Raw genomic sequence first — 23,867 nt, 5'->3', positions numbered from 1 at the left:
TCAGCGGGTCAGCACGACGACCGAGCGGGGCGGGAGATCGGCGGCCGCCGGGCGGATCTCGAGGCGGTCGTCCTCCAGGGCGTGCGGAGCCCACCTGCCGGGCGGGAGCTCGACGCGCTGCGGCTCCGGGTGCGGGTTGAGCGCGACGAGGATCCCCCGGCGAGCCGGGTCGAGGTCCTCGCCCGCGGTGTCGTCGAGGTGCGCCAGGACCACGCCCGCCGGGGATCGCGGGAAGGAGAGCTTGCGCTGGACCCTCCCGGCGTCGCCCAGGGTGAACAGCGGTGAGGACTGGCGGATCCGGAGCAGCCGCAGGGTCCGGTCGGAGGTCGTGCGCATGTCCCGCGCGGCGGGCCGGTGCGCGGGGTCGGCCAGCAGCGGTCCGGCCAGGGGCCAGGTGGCGCCGTTGTCCGGCTCCGGCGGCAGCCCGCGCGCGAAACCGCTGTCGCGCAGGGTGACGTCGTAGGTGTTGAACCAGTCGCCGGAGTCGTAGCTGTTGCCGTCCAAGGACTTCGAGCGCAGGAACTCGCTGCCCGCCAGCGCGAACGGCTGGCCCTGGCCGAGCAGGGCCGGGGCCATCGCCAGCACCTGCATCCGCACCCGCTGGTCCATCGGCGTGTCCGGCGGGAGCTTGTGCATCAGGGCGTCGAACAGCGCGGTGTTGTCGTGCGCGTCGACGTACCCCACGGCCTCGGCCGGGGTCGCGGCGTACCCGGCCGGGGTGCCGTTGTAGTCGACCTCGCGACCGGCCACCACGTCGCCGCTGGCCGAGCGGAACCGGAAGTCGGCCAGGTTCCCGGCCATCCCGAGCCGGACCAGGTCGGTGTAGTCGTCCAGCCGCGCGGCCCGCTCCGCCTCGTCGCCGTTGCCCGGAGCCCCGTTGGGGTCGCCTGCCAGGCCGCTGGCGAATCCCTGGGTCCGCGGGTCCTCGTCGAGCACCGAGCCGCCCCGCACCGCGTCGCGCATCCGGTCGTTGAACGTGCCCACGCCGGTCCCCGCCATGTTGGCCTGGGTGGCCTGCTCGAAGCGCGCGTCGTCGGCGACCTCGCCGAAGTTCCAGCCCTCGCCGTAGATGCGGATCTTCTCGCCGTCCACGCCGTCGCGCTGCGGGGTGAGCCGGTCGAGGGCGCGGCGCACGGCCAGGACGTTGGCCTTCGGGTGGTGCCCCATGAGGTCGAACCGGAACCCGTCGACCTTGTAGGTGCGCGCCCAGTGCACCACCGAGTCCACCACGAGATCGCCCATCATCGCGTGTTCCGGAGCGGTGTTGGCGCAGCAGGTCGATCGCGCGATCGAACCGTCTTCGAGCAGCCGGTGGTAGTAGCCGGGAACGATCTTGTCCAGCACCGAGTTCGGCCCGGCCCCCGCGGCCGCGGTGTGGTTGTAGACCACGTCGACGACCACTCGGTTCCCGTTGTCGTGCAGCGCCTGCACCATTCGCCGGTACTGCCGGGTGCGCGCCGCCCCGCTCTGCGCGTCCGGGGTCGCGTAGGAGCCCTCCGGGGCGTCGAAGTGCAGCGGGTCGTAGCCCCAGTTGAACGCGTCGGAGCCCGCGGTCTCGGCCACGCACTCCTGCTGGCGCCGGGAGTCCGGCGGCAGCGCGGCCAGGTCGCAGGGCGGGGTGCGCTGGTCCTCGCGGCGCTCCGGAATAGTGGCGATGTCGAACGTCGGGAGCAGGTGCACCGCGTCCATCCCGGCTTCGGCGAGGCGGCGCAGGTGGCGCATGCCCGCGGAGTCGGGGTGGGTGAACGCCCGGTAGGTGCCGCGATCCCCGGACGGCACCGCGGGGTCGTCCCGGGAGAAGTCGCGGACGTGCAGCTCGGTGATCCCGTGCTCGGTCGGATCGCCGCCCAGTCCCCGCGCGACCTCCCGCCGCCAGCCCGCGGGCGTGGCCTCGGGAGCAGAGAGGTCGGCCAGCTGCGAATGCGTCGAGTCGACCGTCAGCGCCACCGAGCGCGGATCGGTGACCACCGCGGTCTCGACGCGTCCGGTGTCCGGGCGGTAGACGGTCACCTCGTACTGGTAGTACCGCCCCGCCCACTGCGGGGTTCCGGTGATCGACCAGGAGCCCGAGGCCGCGTCGCGGGACATCTCCAGCACCCGCGCCGGCCGCGCGTCCGGCGCCGGCACGCCGTCGAACAACCGCAGCCGCACCGATTTCGCCGTCGGCGCCCACAACCGCAACGAGGGCACGCCACCGGTGAAGCTCGGCCCGTAGGGCAGCTCGGTCGCGGCCTGCGCGTACCGGTCGTCGAGCACCCCGGCCAGCTGCACCGGCGTTCCCGGCCCGCCGACCGGAGCGGCGACGACCTTCCCGCGCAGCGCGGAGTCCAGCGGTCCGTCCCCGACCCGGAACACCGGTTCGCCCGCCAGGTGCGGGAAGCGCTCCGCCAGCCCGGGCGGCAAGCCGTCCGGATCCGGCGTCAGCGCGAGAGCTCCGCCCTCGTAGCGGATCTCGTAGCTCTCCGCCGCGGGGGCCGACCACACGAGGTGCTCGCGATCCACCCAGATCGCTCGGGCGGGCTCCTCCTGCTGCGCGGCTGCGGGCACCGGTGGGGCCCCGATCAGCGCGGAGGCGAGCAGGGCCACGAGCGGGAAGCGGAGCCGTCGGAGGGGAAGCACCATCGCAACCTCGCAAATTTTTGCAATCCGGGCAGGCCAGATGATCGGTGATCACTCTGCAGCGCCCGAACGGTCGGGTCAACACCGTCGATCGATTGCAACTTTTTGCGAGATCGCCCGCGCTCCGGGAGGGCGGTTCCCGGACGGGCCGCTACTGCACCGCCCAGTACCCGAAGGACTGGTAGTTCGGATAGGGCCCGCCGTAGTCCTGCAGGGCGCCCAGCCGGATGCTCAGCTCCGAGCTCGTGACCAGCTCGGCGGGGATCTCGATGGTGGTCTCCGACCAGCCCTTGGGATCCGGCTCCAGGTAGTGCGTTCCCACCTCCGAACCGTCGGCGTGCACGCGCACCATGCGGGCCTGGGTGTACATGCCCGGCTTCGGGTTGGACGAGTCGGTGCGGGCGATCAGCCGGACCGGCTTGCCCGGCTCCAAGCCGTGCAGCACGAACTCCTCGTCGCCGAACACGTGCCGGGCGCTGTCGACGATCTGGCGTCCGCCCTCGGTCACCGTGCGCACCGAGGTCATCGGCTGGAAGGCCGCCTGCGCCGGGTCCACGTCGTGATCGTGCGCGGCCTCGGAGTCCATCGACCCGACGTCGACGTGGTCGCGGATCCGGCCGCGCACCGGGATCGTCGGCCGGTCCCCGGTGTCGATCAGGCTCCAGTCGGCCTCGTAGACCGTCATCGCGGGCAGCGCCAGCACGGGAACGCCGTAGATCTGCGCGTCGGCCAGCTCCTCCAGCTGCACGCCGCCCGGCATCCGGTCGTAGATGGCGATGTACTGCGGCCGCTCGTCGGCGGGCATCTTCCGCAGCTCCTCGTAGAGCGCGCCCATCCCGTTGAGCGCGGGCTCGGCCAGCCCGTTGGTGGTCAACCCGACCAGATCCACCGTCGGGTGATCACCGAGGTAGGCGGCCGCGCCGACGTCGTGCACGCCCACCCGCGCGTCCGGCGGCAGCGCGCCCTTCATCCAGTTCGCCAGGGCCACGACGCGCTGCCGGATGCCTGCGGAGTCCTGCACCGTGTGGTGCACCCACTGCGGCACCGACAGCACCGTGAACAGGGCGGTGATCGCCAGCAGCGCCACCGGGGCGCGGTCGCCGATCCGCACCCGCTTGCCCAGGTCGACCACCCCGACGACCGCGACCAGCAGGAACAGCGGCAGGAACGGCTGCAGGTAGCGGACCTCCTGCCACAGCGCCGTGCCCAGCGTGGAGATCGCCGCCAGGGCCAGCACCGTGCCGGTCCCGACGGTCCATCCGACCCAGCGGCGCGGACCGCCGTCGCGCACCAGCACGACCACGCCGACCGCGGCCAGCAGCAGCGCCCCGGGGAAGGCGAAGTCCTGGCGCTCGATGCCGGCCAGGATCTGCAGGAACGCCGCGAAGTTGTCCGAGACCTTGCCCGCCAGCTCGCTGATGGTCAGGTGCGGCATGTTCAGGTGCGACTTGGCCTGCGAGCCGTTCGGCGAGGCGCTGCCGGTGGCGAGCTTATAGAACAGCAGCTGAGCCCCGACGACCGCGAACGGCAGCGCGCTCCAGACCGTCATGCCGATGCGCCCGGGCAGCGTCCGCCCCCGGCGGCGCCACACCGCGCAGGACATCAGCACCGGGACCGCCACGAGGAACACCAGCGCTTCGATCCGGGTCAGCGCGGCCAGCGCGACCAGCACCGGGGTGAACCGGAACCGGCCGTGCACCGCCTCCCGGACCAGCACCAGCAGCGTCGCGACCAGCAGCAGCGAGGTCACCGACACCTCCATGCCGCTGGAGGCTCCCCACAGCAGCGGGCCGCTGAAGGCGGTGAGCACACCGGCCCACACGCCCACCACCGGACCGGCCAGGCGACGACCGAGCACCACGACCCCGGCCGAGGTCAGCGCGTGGCAGATCACGCCGAGCACCACCGCGGCGGGCAGCAGCAGCGAACCGTGGAACCCGACGAGGTGCAGCAGCCCGAGCAGCAGCGCGTAGAGCAGGCTGCTGGCCCCGGTGCTGATCGGGTCGCCCTCGTTGTACTGCAGGAACTCGCCGCGCCCGATCTGCGCGCCGTACTGCATGTGGATGTAGGCGTCGTCCAGCGGCGGGATGTAGCGCCCGTGGTTGTAGTGGACGTCCAGCAGCACGAAGCACAGCCCGGCCAGGAACGCACCCGCCCCGACCAGCCACACCGGCAGCCGACGCCTGCGCGGTTTCGCGGGTTCGGAGACCTCCATCAGCTCGTCGTCGAGGCGCGCCTCGGCGACGTCGTTCGTCACAGTCACCCAGCGGGTCCTTTCCCTGCGCCGGACGCGCGCGGGCGCGCCGCGTCCGGCTGGCTCGTTCCGGCGGGCGGTTCGACCGCCGCTGCCGCGAGAGATCTTCGTCGGCTTCCGGCCCCCGCGCCGGGCGACGAATCCGACCCTCATCCCATCGAGGGCCGATCAACTATATATCCGAGCCGAATTGGGCGTTTTGCCCCCTCGTCGGTCGCGGATCGACAACGTCCTGGTCACGGCCGCTGCACGGCCCAGAAGCCGAAGGACTTGTAGTCCGGGTACGGCCCGACGAACTCCTGGGTGGCCGCCAGCCGCACGGTCAGCTCGAAGCCGGTGACCGCCTCGGCAGGGATCTCGATCACCGACTCGGCCCAGCCCGCCGGATCGGGCTCCAGGCGGTGCTTGCCGATCTCCTGCTCGCCCGCGAACACCCGGACCTGCCGCATGCCGGTGTAGCGGCCCGGGACCGGGTCGCGGGAGTCGTGCCGGGCGATCAGTCGCACCGGCTCGCCCGGGGTCAGGTGGTGCAGGGTGAACTCCTGCTCGCCCCACACGTGCCGCGCGCTGTCGACCAGCCTGCGGCCGTCGACCGGCACGGTGCGCAGCTCGGTCATCGGCTGGAAGTCCGAGCGGGCCGGGCGGACGACGTGCTCGTGGGCCCGCTCGGAGGCCATCGATCCGATGTCGACGTGGTCGCGGATCCGCCCCTGCACCGGGATCGAGGGCCGGTCGCCGCTGCCGAGCAGGCTCCAGTCGCAGCGCCACACGGTCATCAGCGGCGTGGTCAGCACCGGCTCGGCGTAGATCGAACCGTCGGCGAGCGCGGCCAGGTCGACGCCGTTGGGCATCGAGTTGTAGGCGGCGATGTAGTCCGGCCGCTGGTCCGGCGGCATCTCGCGCAGCGCCTCGTAGAGGCTGCCCATGCCGTTGATCGCGGGTTCGGCCAGTCCGTTGGTGGTCAGCCCGACCAGGTCGACGGTCTCGTGCCCGCCGAGGTAGGCCGCCGCGCCGACGTCGTGCACGCCCAGGCGGGCATCCGGCGGCAGGTGCCCCTTGGCCCAGGTGGCGATCTTGACCAGGCGCTCCCGGATGCTCGCCGAGTCCTGGACGGCCACGTGCGCCCACATCGGCAGGGCGACCGCGGTGAACAGCGCGGCGACCACGAGCAGCCCGGTCACCGCGCGGGCCGGCAGCCGCAGCCATCCGGCCGCCGCACCCGCGCCCAGCACCACGGTCAGCAGGAACAGCGGAAGGAACGGGTGCAGGTAGCGGCCCTGCTGCCACAGCGCGGTGGCCATCGTGGAGATCGCGCCCAGCGCGAGCACGGTGCCCACCCCGATGACCAGCCCGGCGTCGCGGTGCGCGCCGGCCCGGCCGACCAGGGCGACCACGCCGATACCGGCCAGCAGCAGCGCTCCGGGGAAGACGAAGTCCTGGCGGGAGATGCCGGTGAGGATGTCCAGCAGCGCCGCGAAGTTGTCCGCCGTGGCGCCGGCGAACCCGTCGAGGTTGGAGTTCGGCGCGCTCAGGTGCGACTTGGCCTGCGAGCCGTTCGGCGAGGCGCTGCCGGTGGCGAGCTTGTAGAACAGCAGCTGCGCACCGACCACCAGGAACGGCAGCAGGCTCCACGCCGCGAGCCCGATCCGGGCGAGCCGCTCGCCGGGGCGCCGCCAGCCGCGCCAGATCATCAGCGGTGGCAGCAGCAGGAAGAACGCCAGGGCTTCCAGGCGGCACAGCGCGGCCAGCGTCATCAGCACCGGCGTGAGCGCGAAGACGCCGCGCTCGGTTTCGCGCAGGTACACCAGCAGCGTCGTGGCCAGCAGCAACGAGGCGAGCGAGACCTCCATGCCGGTGGTGGAGGACCACAGCAGCGGGCCGCTGAGCGCCACCAGCGCACCCGCCCAGGCGCCGGCGGCCGGACCGGACAGGCGGCGGCCGAGCCGGACGACCAGGACAGCGGTCAGCGCGTGGCAGATCACCCCCAGCAGCACCGCGGCGGGCAGCAGCAGGCCGCCCTGCGCTCCGAGGAAGTGCATCGCGCCGAGCGCGACGATGTAGAGCAGGCTGCTGGCCCCGGTGCTGATCGGATCGCCGTCGTGGAAGCGCAGGAACTCGCCCCGACCCAGCTGGGCGCCGTACTGCAGGTGGATGTAGGCGTCGTCCAGCGGCGTGATCAACCGCCCGCCGTTGTAGTGCGCGTTGATCAGCGCGAAGCAGGCGCCGCCGAGCAGCGCGGCCGCGGCGACCAGCCACGCGACGACGTCGGTGCGCCGCCGCGGCCCCTCCGGTTCGCGGTCGGACTCGGCCGCGGTCATTTCCAGTTCGACAGCCACCGCATCGTCCTTTCCGAGAGATCCCCAGGTCGGGCCGCGCGGCCCGATCCGCACACGCGCGCGGCGCCGCTCGTTGACCCGCGCGCGAACTTCGGCGGAATCGGTCGTACTGCCCGCGGATGACGATAGGGATCGTCGAACTCGTGGACCTCTCAGATGACACCCATGGGGGACGGCCGAGAGGCGCGGCGAGCGCGCGGGCGCGGCTCGCGACCGCCTTCGGGGATGCGGTGCGGCAGCTGTTCCCAGGTGCGCGACTCAGGATCCGCTGCCCGCACCCCCCGCGCACGGCTCCTGGTCCGGGAACTCCGCGTCGACCGCCGCGACCAGCGCGTTCGTCCACTCGTCGAGGATCCGGATCCCCTCCTCGGCGGTGGCCCCGCAGGGGTCGCCGAGCACCCCGGTCGGGCTCGCGGCGGCGACGCCGCCCGCTCGCAGCTCGTCGATGAGCTCGGGCAGCGGAGCGGTGTTGCCCGCCGCCGCCCGGTCGGGCTGCACCGCATCCGGCCGCAGCGCCAGCATCACGGCGGTTTCGGTGCGGCCAGCGTGGCTGTCGTCCGGCGGGCCGCTCGGCGACCAGGCGAGCACCTGGCGGCTCTCCGCCCGCAGGGTGCGCACGGCCTTCCGCACCGGGACGGCGTTGCCGCCGTGGCAGGACACCAGCACCGCGCCGGCGAAGGCGTCGGCCGACCGGCCCAGCTCGGTGAGCAGCAGCTCCACCGCCCGCTGCCCGATCGACAACGTCCCCGGGAACCCCGCGTGCTCACCGCTGGAGCCGTAGGTCACCGGCGGGGCGACCACGACCTCGCGATGCCCCGCGAGCCGGTCGCACAGCGCGACCGCGATGTCGGTGTCCACCGTGCACGGCAGGTGCGGTCCGTGCTGCTCGGTGGCACCGACCGGCACCGCCAGCAGGCGCGGGCGGCGCAGCTGCGGCCAGGCGAGCTCGGCGAGGTTCACTCCCGCTCCCCCACCGGAACGCTGCTGCGCCCGCCGAGATCGGTGAGCACCGGCAGCAGCGCCGCGCGATCGCCCTCGCGCAGCGCACCGCGCAGCACGCCGCAGCCGTAGGCGAGGTCGTCGGCGATGGCGGCCAGCGCGTAGCGCAGCGGGTCCAGCGGCGGGCGCGTCCGCCGCCAGTCGAGCAGGTGCCGCGCGGCGACCAGGGCCAGCGCCCGGCGTCCGCGCCGGGTGGCCAGCAGCGGCGGGACCACCAGCGGCGCCCAAGCCCGCCCCGCGGTCTCCAGCAGCAGCCCCGCGGCGCCCAGGTTGCCGCGCACCGCCAGCTTCAGCGAGGCGCTCACCGGGGCGCCGACGCGGTCGAGCTTGCGGGCCAGCAGCACCGCCGCCGCGCCGGTGACCAGCGCGGCGAGCCGGGTGCGGCCGAGCACGACCAGGATCCAGGTCAGCAAGCTCCACAACGACATCCGCACCGGCGCGACGCGCTCCCCGTGCCTGCTGCCCAGCGGTCCGGCCGAGCTGCCGTAGCCGAAGCGCTGCCGCAGCAGCGCGGGCCAGCTGCCGCGAGGCCGGTGCTCGACGACGGCCGCGGGTTCGTAGCGGGCCTGGTGGTTCTCGACGAGCCGCCAGATCAGGTCGACGTCCTCGCCGAAGCGCATGCTCTCGTCGAAACCGCCGAGCTCGTCCAGGGTTTCGGCGCGCACCACCAGCGCGGCGGTGGGCACGTAGCTGATCCGCGCGCCCGGCCGCACCGGTCCGGGCTGGATCCCCAGGTCCAGCGGCGACCTGGCGCTCTCGTAGCGGGCGAGCGCCGAATCGCCCGCCACGCTGCGGATCCGCGGGGCCGCTGCGGCCACCTCGGGGTCGGCGAAGTGCTCCAGCAGCGGCTCGAGCCAACCCGGTTGCGGGGCGGTGTCGGCGTCGAGGAAGGCCACCAGCGGAGTCGTCACCGCGCGCCAGCCGGTGTTGCGCGCCGCTCCCGGACCGCGCTTGACGTCGTGCCGAACGGCCCCGGGGATGGGCTCCGACGAACCGTCGTCGACCAGCACCACCCGCAGGCCCTCCAGCGCCGCCAGCAGCGCGGTGGGCCGCGCGCCGTGCACGGGGATCACCGCGGTCACGTCCTCGGGCCCGAAGGGCGCGCGGTCGTGACGGGGGTGCATCACCCCGGCGCGCACCAGCCTGCGCGCCAGCGAGCGCCCGGTGGTCACCGGCTCGCCGCCGATCCACCGGTCGACGAGCTCGCTCCCCTTCGGGCTCAACCGCAGGACGCGGAACGGCGAACCGCCCGCGAGCGTGCGGCCGCCGTCCCAGCGCTGCAGCCCCGGGTCCGCTTCCAGGTGCGTGATCACGCGGTGAACCCCCCGTCGGCGTGCACCACGGTTCCGGTCACCGCCGAGGAGCGCTCGTGGCACAGCCAGCACACCGCGGCGGCGACCTCCTCGGGCTCGAGGATGCGGTCGAGCAGCTGGTGCGGGCCGAACTGGTCCACGTCGTCGAGGTCGTAGAGCCCGGCCGTGGCGGTGAGCATGTCGGTGCGGGTCGATCCCGGGGACACCGCGGTCGCGTTGACCCCGGTGCCCCGCAGGTCGTTGGCCAGCCCCCTGATCAGGCCGACCACCGCGTGCTTGGCGGCGTTGTACCCGGCCAGGTGGTAGAGCCCGGTGTGCCCGGCCGCGGAGGCCAGCGCGACGAACCGCCCGCTGCGCGGCTCGGGGCGGCGCAGCATCGCCGGGACCGCGGCCCGCGCCAGGTTGACCACGCCGCGGACCCCGGCGTCGAACAGCGCGTCCAGCTCGGCATCGGTGGTCTCCCACAGCGGTCGCCCGCCCGCCATCACCGCGGCCGCGGCGACCGCGGCGTCCACTCCCCCGAACTCGCGCTCGGCGACCTCGACGGCGGCCCGCAGCTCGTCCTGCTCGCGCACGTCGGCGACCACGTCGCGCACCGCTCCGGGCCACGCGGCGGCGAGTTCGCGCAGCTGCTCGCGGGTGCCCAGCGGGTAGTCGAGCGCCGGGTCGTCGGCGCAGACGTCGACCGCGACCACCTTCCAGTCGTCCTCGGCGAGCGTCCGCACCACCTGGGCGCCGACGCCGCGGGCGGCCCCGGTGACCACCGCGACCCTGCTCATCGCACCGCCTCCACTCCTCATCGGGGCTCCGCCCGGTAGCCGCGGGTCTGCAGGAATGCCAGCAGCTCGTCGGCGGCCTCGCTCGCCGAGAGCGGGCCGACGACCCTCGGGGGCGTCCGCTCGGTGAGCGCTCCGGTGAGCTCCAGCACTCGATCGTGCGGCCGCGTCCCGGACGGCGCGGGCAGCGCGCGCGGACGCGGGCGCCGCGGCCGGGCGGAGACGACGGCCTCCGAGCCTCCCCCGGCGCGGTGCTCGACGACCGGGATCACGGCCTCGCGCGCGGCCAGCACCGCGGGCAGGCTCGCGCGGCGGAGCCGCAAGCCGCCCTCGACCGAGACCACGGCCGGCCAGCGCACCCGCAGCACCTCCCGGGAGCCGCCGTCCAGGCGACGGTGCGCGAGCAGCGAGCTGCCGTCGGCTTCCAGCCGCACCGACCCGAGGGCCTGCTCCGCGCCGAGCGCGGCGGCCAGGAAACCGGGCGTGCTGCCGGTGCCGCCGTCGGCGGAGCGGTCACCGCACAGCACCAGGTCGGGAGTCCCCGGCAGCGCGGACAGCAGCGCCCGCGCGGTTTCGGAGCCGTTGCGGGCCACCGCGTCCGCCGCCAGCGGCGGGTCGTGGTCGACCCGGACGGCCCGGTCGGCGCCGGCGGCCAGCGCCTCGCGCAGGCGCTGCTCGGCCTCCGGCGGTCCCGCGGTGACCACCAGGACCTGGCCGTCGAAGTGCTCGCCGAGGCGAAGCGCGTGCTCCAGCGCGGCGTGCTCGGCCGGACTCGGCCCCCGGTGCCCGTCGGACAGCCGCGCCGTCAGCGGGTCGACCTCGACCCGGTGGTGCGAGTGGCTCAGCGCCACCACGATCTGCGGTCCCATCTCAGCCCTTCCGGAACACCACGCCGTGCCCGCCGTCGGGATAGCTCCAGGAGATCGCCCCGGCGGAGTTGCACACCTGGTAGCAGGTGCCGCACTCGAAGCACTGCTCGTAGTTGAACAGGATGCCGCCGTCCCCGGTGGGCACGAACAGCTTGGCCGGGCAGGCCGGCACGCAGGCCTTGGTGGTGCACGACCGGCAGACCTCGGTGTCCACCGTGATGTGGGCTCGTTCGCCCACGTCGAAGTCCACAGTGGCCATGCGGTCGTCGAAGGCGATGTCGCGGTAGGTCATCCGAACTCCTCAGCCGAAGGTGCGCAGTCCCGCCCAAGCGTCCGCGGCCAGTTGCCGCAGCTTGACCCCGTGGCGGGCGGCGGTGTCGCGGAAGAGCTTGCGCAGACCGGGTTTCGGTGCCGGGTTGCCGACGGTGAACACGTCCTGCGCGAAGTCGCACAGCAGCCCCGGGTACAGCCGCTGCACCCGATCGGAGAGCACCAGGTGCGGGGCCCGCTGCAGGTTCTCGTGGTCGGTGAGCACGAAGTCGCTCTCCAGCCTGCCGCGGTAGCTCTCCGGGTCCCCCTCGGCCGCGGCGCGCCCGGCGGCCAGTCCCGATCCGATGGCGAAGTTGACCCCCTCCAGCCAGATCCCGGCGGCCAGGCACATGCTCGCCGCGTCCCCGGCGATGAGCAGTCCGGGCGCCGACAGCGGCGGCATGCTCCGGTACCCGCCCTCCGGGATGAGGTGCGCGGAGTACTCCTTGAGCTCGGCGCCCCGCAGGTAGGGAGCGATCGCGGGGTGCGCCTTGAGCCCGGCGAGCACCTCCTCGGGCCGCCGGCCGGACTCGGTCAGGCCGTTGAGCGAGAGGACCACGCCGACGCTGACGGTCTCCCGGTTGGTGTAGAGGAAACCGCCGCCGGGGATTCCCCCGGTGCAGCCGAGGATCTCGAAGTCCGCGCCGTGCAGCCCGGTGAGCCCGAAGCGCTCCTCGACCGCCGCGCGGGGCAGCGCGAGGGTCTCCTTGACGCCCAAGGTCTGGTTGCCGGGGTCGGTGGGCGGCAGCAGCCCGGCCTGCTTGGCGAGGAAGGAGTTCACCCCGTCGCAGGCGATGACCAGGTCGGCGCGGATCTCGCCGTCGGGCCGGTCGGTGCGCACCCCGACCACCCGGCCGCCCTCCTGGACGAGCTCGGTGGCCACCGTGGAGGTCACCAGCTTCGCCCCGGCCGCGACCGCCTTGCCCGCCAGCCAGGAGTCGAAGTCGGCGCGGTAGGTGGTCATCCCGTTGTAGGGCGCCGATCCCCAGTCCTCGGTGCGGAAGTCGACCGTCAGCGCCTGGGTGCCGGTGAGCACCATCGTGCTGCGGCGGGTGATCCAGCGCTGCACCGGGACCTCGTTCCACCACTCGGGCAGCACGTCGTCGAGCACCCGGGCGTAGACCACGCCGCCGTAGACGTTCTTCGAACCCGGGAACGGGCCGCGTTCCAGCAGGACCACGTCGCGGCCCGCGCGGGCCAGTTCCAGCGCGGCGGCCGAGCCGGCGGGACCGGCTCCGACCACCACGACATCGGTGCGTTCAGCCATCTCGGCTCCCCAGCAGCCGGCGCGCCAGCTCGTCGAGTACCGCGGGCGCGTCGGCGACGATCCCGAGGTCGGCCATCGCGGTCATCGGGCAGGACGGGTCGGTGTTGATGCTGACCACGTGCTCGGGCCTGCCGAGGCCCCCGGTGTGCTGGGTGGCCCCGGAGATGCCGAACGCGACGTACAACCGGGGGTCGACCACCGCCCCGGTGGTCCCGATCTGCCGCTCGTGCCCGACCCAGCCGGCATCGCTGACCACCCGGGTCGCTCCGGCCGAAGCCCCGAGCGCGGCGGCGACCTCGCCGAGGTCGCGCATCACCGCGGCACCGTCGGCCCCGTCGGGCACCAGCCCCGCACCACCGCCGAAGATCCGCTCGGCCTCCTCGAGCTCGACGCTCTCCGCCCCGCCTTCGACGACCTCCACGACCTCCGCGTCCCGAACCACCGCGGAAAACCCTCGGATTCCCACCCCCGATTGGGAGGTGATTCCGGGGGCGGATTGGGAGGTGATTCGGGGGTCGGGGGTGAGGTCCGTCGGGGTTGGGGGTTCGGTGGGGTGGTCCACCCCGCGTTGGCCCGGGAGGAGGGTGACCACGGAGGGGCCGGTGAGGCGGACCCGGACCTCCAGGGCGTCGTCGAGCCGGACGAGGTCGGCCTCGGCGGTGTCGCAGCGCGTCGCGCCCGCGCGCAGGTCCCGGCCCGTGGCGAAGGCCAGCCGGGGAGCCAGGTCCCGGCCGTCCGGCGAGGACGGGAGCAGGACCACGCGAACCGCGTCCAGCAGCGGGGCCAGGGCGGCGGCCAGCGCGGCCGGCGCGACCGGCGATTCCAGCGTCCAGCTGCGGGTGGCGGCGGTCAGCTGCCCGGCCGCCGCGGCCGTGCCGGTCCCGCACAGCAGCACCGCGCCGCCGGCTTCGGCCACCGCCTCGTCGGCACCGCGCGGCAGCGCCCGCTCGCGGACGACGACCACCGCCAGCATCTCGGGAAGTTCGCTCACAGTTCCACCGCCACTCGGTGCCCCTCCACGACCGCGGCGTGCGCGCGGCGCGGGGTGAGGCAGTCGCCGACCCGGTGCACCGGGAACGGCGCGCCGGCCAGCTCGTGCCACAGCTCCTCGACCGGGCCCTGGTGCACCGAGCACACCACCCAGTCGAAGCGCTCCTCGCTGCTCTCCCCCGTGGTGTGCTTGAGGATCTGCACCGACACCCCGTCCTCCACCGGGCTCGCCCCCATGATCACCTCGTCGGTGCGCTGCCCGACCCCCTTGGCGTGCGCGCGGATGTTGAACGTCTCCATGTCCAGCGTCACCCCGAGGTCCTGGCACACGACCATGCCCGGCGTGCTGATCTCCACCGCGCAGCCGCGGTCGGCGAGCAGCTCGGCGATCGAGGAGGCCTGGTGGAAGCCGAGCTCGTCGGCCACCAGCACCCTCCCGCCGGGCGCGGCGCGACCGGCCAGCACGTCGCGGACGTCGACCACCCGCTCCTGCTCCCCGGCCCACCACGGCGGTTGCGGACGCGCCCCGGTGGCCAGCACGACCACGTCCGGTCGCTCCTCGCGCAGCAGCCGCGCGGTCGCCTCGGTCCCGGTCTTGAGGTCGACGCCGTACCGCTCGCACTCGGCGCGCAGGTTGCGCACCACGTCGAGGAACTCCGCGCGGCTCGGCACGCTCGCGGCCTGCGCGACCTGGCCACCGGTTCCGGCCTCCCGCTCGAAGAGCGTCACGTGGTGCCCGCGCTCGGCAGCGGTGGCCGCGGCCTGCAGCCCGCCGGGGCCGCCGCCGACCACCAGCACCCGCTTGCGCGACTTCGGCGCGGGCAGCGGCACGGATTCCTTGCCGGTGCGCGGGTTCTCGATGCAGCCCAGCCAGCGGTTGAGCCCCATCCGGCCGACGCACTCCTGGTTGCAGGACAGGCAGGTGCGGATGTCGGTGCCGTGCCCGGAGCGGGCCTTGGCCGCGAAGTCGGCGTCGGCGATCTGCCCGCGCACCACGCCCACCAGGTCGCAGTGCCCCTCCTCCAGCGCCCGCTCGGCCTGCAGCGGGTCCTTGATGCGGCCGACGCCGACCACCGGCAGGTCCACCGCGCGGCGGATGGCGTTGGAGATGAACAGCGCGTAGCCCGGCGGGATCGCCATCGAGGCCTCGATCATGTACAGCGTGGAGGTGGCCACGCCGATCGAGGTGTTGATGTAGTCGACCTCGCCGGTGGCCTCCACCATGCGCGCGACCTCGACCGCCTCGTCGATGGTGGTGCCGCCCTCGATGAGCTCGTCGCCGCAGATCCGCACGCCCAGCGCCCGGTCCGGCCCGATCGCCGCGCGCACCGCCGCGATGATCTCCAGCAGGACGCGGGCCCGGTTGCGCAGCGAACCGCCGTAGTCGTCGGTGCGCAGGTTGGTCGCCGGGGACAGGAACCCGCGCACGATCGAGGAGTGCGAGCACTGCAGCTCCACCCCGTCGAAACCGCCTTCGGCGCAGTGCCCGGCGACGGTGCCGTAACCGGCGACGACCTCGGCGATCTCGCGGGCGTCGATGGCCTTGGGCACCTCGCGGAACATCGGGTCGGGCACCGGCGAGGGCGCCCACACCGGCAGCCGGGAGTACATCGAGGACGCCTGACCGCCGTTGTGGTTGAGCTGGGCGAAGATCGGCACGCCGTGCGCGTGCACCGCCTCGGTGATCCGCCGGTAGCCGTCGACCGCGCTCGGGTGGAAGCCGTGGATGAGCTTCTCGTAGGGCCAGTCGGTCGGGTGGGTGGAGTGCTCCTCGGTGATCACCAGGCCGGCGCCGCCCGCCGCGCGCGCCGCGTAGTAGGCGGCGTGCTGCTCGGTGGGGTGCCCGTCGCGGGCGTAGTTGGTCAGGTGCGCGGAGAACACGATCCGGTTCCGCGCGGTCACCGGGCCGATGCGCAACGGGGAGAACAGGTAGCGGGTCATCGCGGCACTCCGATCTGCGCCGAAATCCGCTGCGCCACGCGGCGTCCCTCCAGAACGGCTTCGTGGATCGTGCGCGGCGCGACGGCGTCGCCCGCGCGCGGCGGCCCGGGCAGGCCCGCGTCGGGCAGCCGGTGCCCGCAGTGCACGACCGTCCCCGCGGGCACCTCGCGGCGCTCGGCGGTGAAGACGTCCTCGACGACCACGTGCGCGTCGTGCACCTCGCGCAGCAGCGAGCGCTTGTGCAGCGCCACGCCCGCCCGCTGCAGCCGAGCGTTGGCGTCGGCCAGGTCCCCGGTGATGGCCAGCTGGGTGCCCACCACCTGGTCCTGGGTGACGATCGCGGTCGGCAGGCCGCGCCCGGCCAGCAGTTCGGCGACGCCGGCGCCGACCGCGTCGCCGATCGGGTCGAACACCACCACCGGACCGTACGGTTCGGCACCGGCGAGCAGTTCGGTGACGTCCAGGACGGTGCCGCCGAGGATCCGGTAGCTGCGCGGGCCGGGCACCGAACCGGTCGCCACCACGGCCTCGCGCCCGGCCAGCTCCGCTTCGCCGACCTCGGAGCCCAGCCGGATGCGCACGCCGAGCCGCCGCAGCTCGGCGGCCTGCCAGTCGACGAACTCGCGGAGCCCGCCGCGCCCGCCGACCTCGGCGGCCAGCACCGCCGCGCCGCCCAGCCGGTCGGCCCGCTCGGCGAGCTCCACGGGACGTCCGGCCAGCGCGAGCACCCGGGCGGCCTCCATCCCGGCCGGGCCGCCGCCGACCACCAGCACCGGCTCCCCGGGCGTGGAACCGCCGAGCAGCGGGGCCTCCTCGGTCTCGTGCCCGGCAACCGGGTTGGTCGTGCAGCTGATCAGCGGGTTGCGGTTGTCGCGCACCCGGCACTTCTGGTTGCACAGCACGCACGGCCGGATCCGGTCCGCCTCGCCGCGCCGCAGCAGCGCGACCAGCTCGGGCTCGGCGATCTGGGCGCGGGTCATCTCCACCAGGTCGGCCACGCCCTCGTCGAGCGCGCGCTGCGCCTGCCCCGGATCGACCACGCTGCCCTGCAGCACCACCGGCACCCGGCCGGCCACGGCCTCCCGCACGCCCCGGCACAGCTCGGTGTTGAAGCCCGGCTCGGTGTGCAGGTCGGGATGGGTCGCCGAGGCCCCCATGGCCGACCCGCGCACCACCACCAGGTAGTCGATGTGCTCCAGCGCGGCCTCGACGAGCTCCGGAGCCGCCTCCGGGACGATCCCGGCCCACGGGGCCAGCTCGTCGCAGGACAGCCGCAGCCCCACCACGCCGGTGCCCACCGCCTCGCGCACCGCGGCCAGCACCTCGCGCAGCAGCAGCGCGCGGTCGGCCCCGTAGGCGTCGTCGCGGTTGTTGGTCAGCCCGGACAGGAACTGCCGCAGCAGCGCGTGCTGCCCTGCCTGCACCTCGACTCCGTGCAGGCCGCTCCGCACCGCCAGCTCGGCGGCGGTGGCGAAACCGGCCACCAGCGCCGAGATCTGCGGGCTCTCCACGGCCATCGGCAGCTCCCGCGAGGCCACGTCGGGCACCCGCGAGGGCGCCCACAGCGCTTGCTGCGAGAACGCCGAGGAGCCCTGCGAGCCCGCGTGCCCGAGCCCGGCGAGCACCACCGTGCCGTGCGGGCGGCAGGCCTCGGCGACCGCGGCCCAGCCGGGGCCGCAGTCGCCGGCCAGCGGTGCGCGCTCGTAGGGCCGGTCCGACTCGTGCGCGCTCGCGGTCTCGGTGACCAGCACGCCGGTCCCACCCGCCGCGCGCGCGGCGTAGTAGGCGACGTGCCGGTCCGAGATGTCCCGGTCCCGCGCGAGGTTGGTCTCGTGCGGGCCGAACAGGACCCGCGAGGGCGCGTGCGCCGAGCCGAGCCGGACGCCCCCGGTGAGGTTCACGATCCGGCCACCAGGGGACTGGAGTCGCAGGGCTTGGCGGGCACGGTCGGCATGCCCAGCCCGACCGCGCGCTTCTGCGAACCGCGCGAGTGGTCCTGGGTCGCCTTCGGCAGCGTCTCCTTGTCCACGATGGACAGGGCGGTCTGCCCGTGGCCCTTCACGCACTCCGGGTCTGGGCCGTCCAGGGGCAGTCCGGTGAAGAACTTCGCCGCCATGCAGCCGCCCTGGCAGGCGTCGAAGGCCGAGCAGGACGCGCACGCCCCGGCCGACTGCGGCTCGCGCAGCTCGGTGAACAGCTCCGACTCGCGCCACACGCGCGCGAAACCGCCCTCCTCGCGCACGTTGCCGCCCTTGAACACGTCGTGGATCGCGAACGGGCAGGCGTAGACGTCGCCGACCGGGTCGATCAGGCACACCACGCGCCCCGCGCCGCACAGGTTCAGCCCGGGCAGCGGCGTGGAGCCCATGGCGTTGAGGTGGAAGAACGAGTCCCCGGTGAGCACCTGGTCACCGTGGGCCACCAGCCAGTCGTAGATCTGGCGCTGCTGGGCGTCGGTGGGGTGCAGCTCGTCCCACACGTCGGCCCCGCGTCCGGAAGGCCGCAACCGGGTGATGCGCAGCTGCGCGCCGTAGTGGTCGGCGATGGCCTTGAAGTCGTCGAGCTGGTCGACGTTCTGGCTGGTCATCACCACCGAGATCTTGAAGTCGCGCATGCCGGCGGCCGAGAGGTTGGCCAGCGCGGTCAGCGCCATGTCGTAGGAGCCGGGACCCCGCACCGCGTCGTTGACCTCGCGGGTGGCGCCGTCCAGCGAGATCTGGACGTCGACGTAGTCGGTGGCGGCCAGCCTGCGGGCGCGCTCCTCGTCGATGCGAAAACCGTTGGTGGAGAACTTCACGCCGACCTGGTGGTCGATGGCGTAGTCGAGCAGTTCCCAGAAGTCGGGCCGCACGGTGGGTTCACCGCCGCCGACGTTGACGTAGAAGACCTGCATCCGCTGCAGCTCGTCGATGACCGCCTTCATCTCGGCGGTGGACAGCTCGTCCGGGTCGCGGCGCCCGGACGAGGACAGGCAGTGCTCGCAGGCGAGGTTGCAGGCGTAGGTCCACTCCCAGGTCAGGCAGATGGGCGCGTCCAGACCGCCCTTGAACTGCTCCACCAGCGAGGGAACTGGCGCTGTGGTGGTCATTTCGGCTCCACTTCCCGGTCCACTTGACGTCGTTGTCGGGTTGGGACGAATGGGCGCTGCTCAGGGATGCGGCGGAGCCGCTGCCTCAGGTGCGGGGGCGCGGCACGCACCGCCGCCGAGGTCCCGCCGTCGAGCTGAGCACTTCCCGCACAGCTCCTAGCCCGCCTTCGGAAGGATCATCTCGGAGGCGGCCAAGGAGGCCAGAGCGTTGCGGAACTGCGGGCGGCGCTGCTCGGGGAAACCGCTGAGGGCCTCCTCCACGCTGGGGTGCTCGCCCAGCTCGCGCACGAGTTCCACCAGTTCGGGCACTTTCAGGAACGACAGCTTCCGGTTGCCGAAGTGGTAGGCGAGCGCCCCGAAGGGCTCGGGGCGCAGCGCCACTTGCGGGTTGAGCCGGTAGCCGACGCTCGGGTCGAACTCCACCGGTGCGGACACGGTCAGTAGACCCCGCACATCCCGTCGATGGAGACCTCCTCGACCAGGAGCTCCTCCTCGACGGCCGGCTCGGTCGCGGTGCTCAGTTCGTTCTGTTCGTCAGCCATGCGATGCTCCTCACAGGTTCGAGCTACCATCGACACGGTATTTGCACCGAGTGCATTTTTAAAGACGTGGAGCGAAACTCGTTGCGATCTGACACATCCGGAGGAACCCCGCGCGCGGGGCGACGCAAGGTCACCACCGCCGCCGAGCTGGAGGAGACGGCCTTCGAACTGTTCGACGCGCAGGGCTTCGAGCACACCACGATCGCCGACATCACCGCTGCCGCGGGCATCGCGCGGCGGACGTTCTTCCACTACTTCCCGTCTAAGAACGACATCCCGTGGGGAGATTTCGACGCGGGGCTGGACCGGATGCGCGCGGAGTTCCGCTCGCTACCGCGCGACGTGCCGCTGCTGGAGGCGGTGCGGCACTGCGTGGTCGAGTTCAACCGGGTTCCGGTCGAGCAGCAGCAGGCGCACCGCAGGAGGATGCGGCTGATCCTGGGAGTTCCCGCGCTGCAGGCGCATTCGACGCTGCGCTTCCAGTCCTGGCGCGAGGTCGTCGCGGAGTTCGTCGCCGATCGCCTCGGCGTGGCGCAGGATTCGCTGACGCCGCAGACCATCGCGCACGCGACGCTGGGCGTGGCGGTGGCGGCCTACCACCAGTGGCTCGCGCACCCCGATTCGGAGCTGTCGGAGCTGCTGGACACGGCGATGCGCGAGCTGGCGGCTCACGCATCGCCGTCCACCGGTCAGTAGTCCTCGTCGCCGTAGACGATCATGCCGCGGAGGTTCTTGCCGTCGCGCATGTCCTGGTAGCCCTGGTTGATGTCCTCCAGCTTGTAGGTCTTGGTGACCAGCTCGTCGAGCTTGAGCACCCCGTGCCGGTAGAGCTCCAGCAGCCGCGGGATCGTGGTCCGCGGGCTGACGCCGCCGAAGATGGCGCCCTGCAGGCGCTTCTGCAGCAGGGTGAGCTCGAAGAGCGCGACCTTGGCGTCGATCTGCTGGGCATCGCCCATGCCGGTGACGACCGTCTGCCCGCCCTTGGCGGTCAGCGACAGCGCGGGCTGGATGTGCTCGCCGGTGGTGTCGCCGATGGTGACGATGACCGGATCGGCCATCTGCCCCCAGGTCAGCTCGGCGATGGCCTCCTGCGCCTCCTCCATCGAGGCGAAGGCGTGCGTGGCGCCGAGCTCCACGGCCTTGTCCCGCTTGAACTGCACCGGGTCGATGGCCACCACGTGGCGCGCGCCGGCGGCCGCGGCGCCCTGCACCGCGTTGATCCCCACGCCGCCGATGCCGACGACCACGGCGGTCGAGCCGGCCCGGACCGCGCCGATCTCGGTGGCCGAGCCCCAGCCGGTCGACACGCCGCAGCCCAGCAGCGCCGCCTTGTCCAGCGGGATGTCGTCCTCGATCTTGATCACCGAGGCCTGGTTGACCGTCACGTGCGGCGCGAAGGTGCCCAGCAGGCACATCGGCGCGACCGGGTTCCCGTTGTGCGTGACCCGGTAGCTGCCGTCCGAGATGGACTGCCCGGTCAGCAGGTTCGCACCCGCGTCGCAGAGGTTCTGCTGGCCGCGCGCGCACGCCCGGCAGGTGCCGCAGCCCGGGATGAACGCCAGCACCACGTGGTCGCCCTCGTCGATCCCGGCGACCCCGGGTCCGACCTTGGTGACCACGCCGGCGCCCTCGTGCCCGCCGAGCGCCGGGTAGGTCGCGATCGGCGTCGCACCCGTGCGCAGGTGCTCGTCGGAGTGACACAGCCCGGAGGCCGCGAGTCGCACTTGGACTTCCCCGGCGATCGGATCGCCGAGCTCGACTTCCTCGATCTCCCAGTCCTTGCCGGGTCCGTGCAGGATGGCGGCCTTCGTCTTCATGTCCACTCCTCGCTGAATGGGGAAGAACGCATCGCCGAACGAGCATGAGAACTCGGTCACACCGAAGTCAAGAAAACAACACAGCCGGAGGACGGGCGCCGGCCGCGCTCCCCTACTCGGGATGCCCCGCTGCGTCCCGGACGATGAGCAGCGGGCAGGGCGCGTGGTGGATGAGCTTGTGGCTGGTCGAGCCCAGGTGGGCCCCGGCCACACCACCCCGGCCGCGCGCTCCGACGACCACCAGCTGGGCGTCCCGGGCCTGGTCGAGCAGCCGGTTCACCGGCGATCCGCGCAGCACGACCCGTTCGACCGGCACGTCCGGGTAGCGCTCCGGGGCACCGGCCAGCGCCTCGGCGACGAAGCGCCGCTCGGCCGCGGCGAGCGCCTCCTCCGGGACCTTGCCGCGCAGCCACTTCAGGTCCAGGCCCGCGAGCTCCCAGCTGTGCACCGCTCGCAGCGGAACGCCCAGGTCGGCCGCGATGCCGAAGGCTCGTTCGAGCACCGGGGCCGCCGACTCGGGATCGTCGATCCCGGCCACCACCGGACCGGAGGTCGGGAACCGCGGCGGGTCCCCGACGTCGGGAACCACGACCACCGAGCACCGGGCGTGGGTGGCGGCCTTGACCGCGACCGCCCCGGCCAGCAGACCGGCGAACCCGCCGAAGCCTCGGTCGCCGACCACCAGCAGATCGGCCGTCTCGGACTCCTCGATGAGCACTCTTTCGGGCGATCCCGGCCGGTCGGCGGTGGTGACCTTGGCGGAGAACTCGCCGGCGGCGGCCGCGGCCTCGTCCAACCACTCCCGCACCGGCTCGCGCACCTCGCCGGAGCGCTCGTGCCCCCTGGCGAACACGCCCTGCGCGGTCTGGTCCGCGTAGACCACGCGCAGCGCGGTTCCCATCCGGGCGGCTTCCCGCCCGGCCCAGGCCGCCGCGTTGCGCGCCACCGCCGACCCGTCGATGCCCACCACGACACCACTCATCACGACCCCTCCCGGCGCTGTTGCCCCCAGGGTGGTCGACGCGCGGGCCCCGCGCAGGGGCGGTCGGAGCTATTCGGGCAACCGCCCCACCAGCAGCAGCTCGGCGTTGCGGTCGCCCGGCTCCCCCACCCGCGAGACGTCGGTGTTCGGGTCGTTGAACGAGAGCTCCCGGTACAGCGCGGCCAGCGCGGCCGGCGAGCGATCGTCGTAGTCCGCCCGGTAGGGGCTGTCCGCCTCGATCAAGGTGGTCAGCAGGGACAACGTCCCGTCCCGGTTGTCGGCGATCTCGACGACCCTGGCCAGCTGCGGGAAGTCCACGTGCGAGGCGGTGTTGATCTCCCAGAACGCGCAGGCGGGGTCCTCGGCGGGCCGCGGGGTGATGGCGTTGCGGTGCGAGTGGCCGTTGACCCAGGCCAGCACGTTCGGGAAGCGGTTGAGCAGCCGCACCACGCTGGCCCCGTCCACCCGCGGCTCGCCGGGTTCCCGGAAGTCGGGCATCAGCGCGGTCATGGTCTCGCTGGTGTGGTGGCTGAACACCACGAACAGCTCGTCGCTGACCGGCTTGCGCTGCTCGCGCCCCAGCAGGTCGTAGTGCCGGGAGCTGCTGCGGGTGAGCACCTCCTCCAGCCAGCGGTACTGCCGCAGGCTCAGCGACCCCTCGGCGAAACCGGCGGTGTTGGTGCTGTCCAGCGCGATGCCGGTGACGCCGGGCGCGATCCGGAAGGTGTAGTGCGGCGCCGGGTCCGCCGCGTCGAAGCCGTGCCCGACCGGCCCCGGGCCGGCGTTGGCGGGATCGAGGTGGGCCTGCACGAACTGCTCGGTGGTGAACGGGTGGCGGCGCTCGTCGGGGGTCACGGTCCGCACGATCCCGCCGTCGCGCAGCATCGAGGCGGAGACCTCGCGCCGCCCGTCGAGCATCGCGGCGATCTCCGCGGATTCGCGCTCGTCGCGGCCCATGATCTTGCGGTCCCCGGTGTACCAGTCGGCCACCCGCGGGATCATCTCGTCGGCGACGGTGCCCATGACGCTGTTGTCGTGGTTGCCGATCACCGCGTACCAGGGCACCGCCAGCCCGGGGCTGTCCACCGGGCCCAGCGCGTCGGCGAAGAACCCGTCGAGCACCGGGAACCCGCGCTCGCGGAAGCGGTCGGCCACGCCGCCCTCGGGGTGCCAGTACAGCGGGTCGCCGGAGTCCTGCACGCCTTCGTACCCGTCGGCGGCACCGGTGTTCTGCCGGAACCGCCCGCCGTTGAGCACCGCGAAGTACCAGTCGAGCTCGGCGAGCTCGTGGTTGTCGGTGCTGTCGCCGGTGGTGATCGCGAAGTCCATCGGCCGTCCGGTCACCGGCGCGGTGCGCAGCGCGTTGACCCGCCGCACCAGGTGCGCGGCGGCCCGCGCGCCCAGGGTCTCCTGCGGCCGGAACGCCCCGCCCGCCAGCGGGTGCACGTACTCGAAGCGCGCCGGGCTCTGCGCGTCGGTCAGGTGCAGGTCGGTGAACTGGGTGAACGCCGCGACCGCGGTGCGCCGGTCCAGGCGCCCGCCCCCTGCCGCGGCGAGGTCGGTGCGCACCACCTGCGGCCATCCCGGCCCCGCGACCAACCGCCGGTAGCCCTCGCCGGCGACCGGCCGTGCCGCGACCTCCAGGGTCGTTCCCGCGCCGTCGACGTGCGCCGCTCGCGCCCAGGCCGGACCGGGCAACCCGCCGATCGCCGCCCCGGTCAGTCCCGCGGCCGCCAGGAAGCCGCGCCTGCTGATCCCCGCCATG

Annotated in this window: 19 protein-coding genes; 1 reads left to right on the top strand and 18 read right to left on the bottom strand. The window is 73.5% G+C overall.

Going from position 1 to position 23,867, the window contains the following annotated elements; translation table 11 throughout:
- The 15 genes from pulA to mftA form a co-directional block, all read right to left on the bottom strand.
- Positions 1 to 2,622 carry a pullulanase-type alpha-1,6-glucosidase gene (pulA, locus tag ACFQRI_RS15285; protein WP_380668987.1) on the bottom strand — a complete coding sequence of 874 codons (2,622 nt, stop codon included), beginning with the start codon at positions 2,620 to 2,622 and terminating at the stop codon, positions 1 to 3.
- Positions 2,623 to 2,770: 148 nt separating this feature from the next.
- The gene (locus ACFQRI_RS15280) at positions 2,771 to 4,882 is read right to left on the bottom strand and encodes a hypothetical protein (protein WP_380668985.1); all 2,112 of its coding nucleotides are present in this window, start codon (positions 4,880 to 4,882) and stop codon (positions 2,771 to 2,773) included.
- Between the two features lie 227 nt (positions 4,883 to 5,109).
- The gene (locus tag ACFQRI_RS15275; protein WP_380668983.1) at positions 5,110 to 7,209 is read right to left on the bottom strand and encodes a hypothetical protein; all 2,100 of its coding nucleotides are present in this window, start codon (positions 7,207 to 7,209) and stop codon (positions 5,110 to 5,112) included.
- Positions 7,210 to 7,467: 258 nt separating this feature from the next.
- Positions 7,468 to 8,169 carry a mycofactocin biosynthesis peptidyl-dipeptidase MftE gene (gene mftE / locus ACFQRI_RS15270; protein WP_380668981.1) on the bottom strand — a complete coding sequence of 234 codons (702 nt, stop codon included), beginning with the start codon at positions 8,167 to 8,169 and terminating at the stop codon, positions 7,468 to 7,470.
- Positions 8,166 to 9,521 carry a mycofactocin biosynthesis glycosyltransferase MftF gene (gene mftF, locus ACFQRI_RS15265; RefSeq protein WP_380668979.1) on the bottom strand — a complete coding sequence of 452 codons (1,356 nt, stop codon included), beginning with the start codon at positions 9,519 to 9,521 and terminating at the stop codon, positions 8,166 to 8,168. The genes mftE and mftF overlap by 4 nt, the downstream gene beginning before the upstream one ends.
- Positions 9,518 to 10,300 carry a mycofactocin-coupled SDR family oxidoreductase gene (locus tag ACFQRI_RS15260; RefSeq protein ID WP_380668977.1) on the bottom strand — a complete coding sequence of 261 codons (783 nt, stop codon included), beginning with the start codon at positions 10,298 to 10,300 and terminating at the stop codon, positions 9,518 to 9,520. The genes mftF and ACFQRI_RS15260 overlap by 4 nt, the downstream gene beginning before the upstream one ends.
- 17 nt (positions 10,301 to 10,317) lie before the next feature.
- The gene (locus ACFQRI_RS15255; RefSeq protein ID WP_380668975.1) at positions 10,318 to 11,166 is read right to left on the bottom strand and encodes a mycofactocin-associated electron transfer flavoprotein beta subunit; all 849 of its coding nucleotides are present in this window, start codon (positions 11,164 to 11,166) and stop codon (positions 10,318 to 10,320) included.
- A 1-nt stretch (position 11,167) separates the two neighbouring features.
- On the bottom strand, positions 11,168 to 11,458 hold the full coding sequence (locus ACFQRI_RS15250) for a ferredoxin family protein (RefSeq protein ID WP_380668973.1): 291 nt from the start codon (positions 11,456 to 11,458) through the stop codon (positions 11,168 to 11,170).
- Between the two features lie 9 nt (positions 11,459 to 11,467).
- Entirely contained in the window at positions 11,468 to 12,742 is a 1,275-nt protein-coding gene (locus ACFQRI_RS15245; protein WP_380668971.1) for an FAD-dependent oxidoreductase, read from the bottom strand.
- Positions 12,735 to 13,733 (bottom strand): mycofactocin-associated electron transfer flavoprotein alpha subunit, encoded by a 999-nt coding sequence (locus tag ACFQRI_RS15240; RefSeq protein ID WP_380668969.1) that lies wholly within the window; start codon positions 13,731 to 13,733, stop codon positions 12,735 to 12,737. Before ACFQRI_RS15240 ends, ACFQRI_RS15245 begins: the two co-directional genes overlap by 8 nt.
- Positions 13,730 to 15,673 (bottom strand): mycofactocin system FadH/OYE family oxidoreductase 2, encoded by a 1,944-nt coding sequence (locus ACFQRI_RS15235; protein WP_380668967.1) that lies wholly within the window; start codon positions 15,671 to 15,673, stop codon positions 13,730 to 13,732. The genes ACFQRI_RS15240 and ACFQRI_RS15235 overlap by 4 nt, the downstream gene beginning before the upstream one ends.
- A complete protein-coding gene (locus tag ACFQRI_RS15230) occupies positions 15,670 to 17,574 on the bottom strand; it encodes a mycofactocin system FadH/OYE family oxidoreductase 1 (protein ID WP_380668965.1) in 1,905 nt (634 codons plus the stop codon). The genes ACFQRI_RS15235 and ACFQRI_RS15230 overlap by 4 nt, the downstream gene beginning before the upstream one ends.
- Positions 17,571 to 18,761 carry a mycofactocin radical SAM maturase gene (gene mftC, locus ACFQRI_RS15225; RefSeq protein WP_380668963.1) on the bottom strand — a complete coding sequence of 397 codons (1,191 nt, stop codon included), beginning with the start codon at positions 18,759 to 18,761 and terminating at the stop codon, positions 17,571 to 17,573. The genes ACFQRI_RS15230 and mftC overlap by 4 nt, the downstream gene beginning before the upstream one ends.
- 156 nt (positions 18,762 to 18,917) lie before the next feature.
- Entirely contained in the window at positions 18,918 to 19,196 is a 279-nt protein-coding gene (gene mftB / locus ACFQRI_RS15220) for a mycofactocin biosynthesis chaperone MftB (RefSeq protein WP_380668961.1), read from the bottom strand.
- Positions 19,197 to 19,198: 2 nt separating this feature from the next.
- Complete coding sequence (gene mftA, locus ACFQRI_RS15215; RefSeq protein ID WP_380668959.1) at positions 19,199 to 19,303, bottom strand: mycofactocin precursor MftA; 105 nt, start codon at positions 19,301 to 19,303, stop codon at positions 19,199 to 19,201.
- Between the two features lie 81 nt (positions 19,304 to 19,384).
- On the opposite strand from mftA, the gene mftR reads away from it, so the two are divergent.
- Positions 19,385 to 19,999, top strand: coding sequence for a mycofactocin system transcriptional regulator (mftR, locus tag ACFQRI_RS15210; protein ID WP_380668957.1), 615 nt, complete (start codon positions 19,385 to 19,387; stop codon positions 19,997 to 19,999).
- Here the strand turns inward: mftR and ACFQRI_RS15205 are convergent.
- The 3 genes from ACFQRI_RS15205 to ACFQRI_RS15195 all read right to left on the bottom strand — a co-directional run bounded on the left by ACFQRI_RS15205 (position 19,993) and on the right by ACFQRI_RS15195 (position 23,866).
- Positions 19,993 to 21,120: an NDMA-dependent alcohol dehydrogenase gene (locus ACFQRI_RS15205; RefSeq protein WP_380668955.1), complete on the bottom strand. Its 1,128-nt coding sequence runs from the start codon at positions 21,118 to 21,120 to the stop codon at positions 19,993 to 19,995. The two genes, mftR and ACFQRI_RS15205, sit on opposite strands and share 7 nt — an antisense overlap.
- Positions 21,121 to 21,232: 112 nt before the next feature.
- A complete protein-coding gene (locus tag ACFQRI_RS15200) occupies positions 21,233 to 22,102 on the bottom strand; it encodes a universal stress protein (protein WP_380668953.1) in 870 nt (289 codons plus the stop codon).
- Between the two features lie 69 nt (positions 22,103 to 22,171).
- Positions 22,172 to 23,866 carry a TIGR03767 family metallophosphoesterase gene (locus tag ACFQRI_RS15195; protein ID WP_380668951.1) on the bottom strand — a complete coding sequence of 565 codons (1,695 nt, stop codon included), beginning with the start codon at positions 23,864 to 23,866 and terminating at the stop codon, positions 22,172 to 22,174.
- Position 23,867 lies beyond the last annotated feature (1 nt).

The organism is Saccharopolyspora griseoalba, assembly GCF_042665275.1.
Lineage (GTDB): Bacteria > Actinomycetota > Actinomycetes > Mycobacteriales > Pseudonocardiaceae > Saccharopolyspora > Saccharopolyspora griseoalba.
Note: the sequence above shows the minus strand (reverse complement) of the source record. Positions and strands in the feature narration are given on the sequence as shown.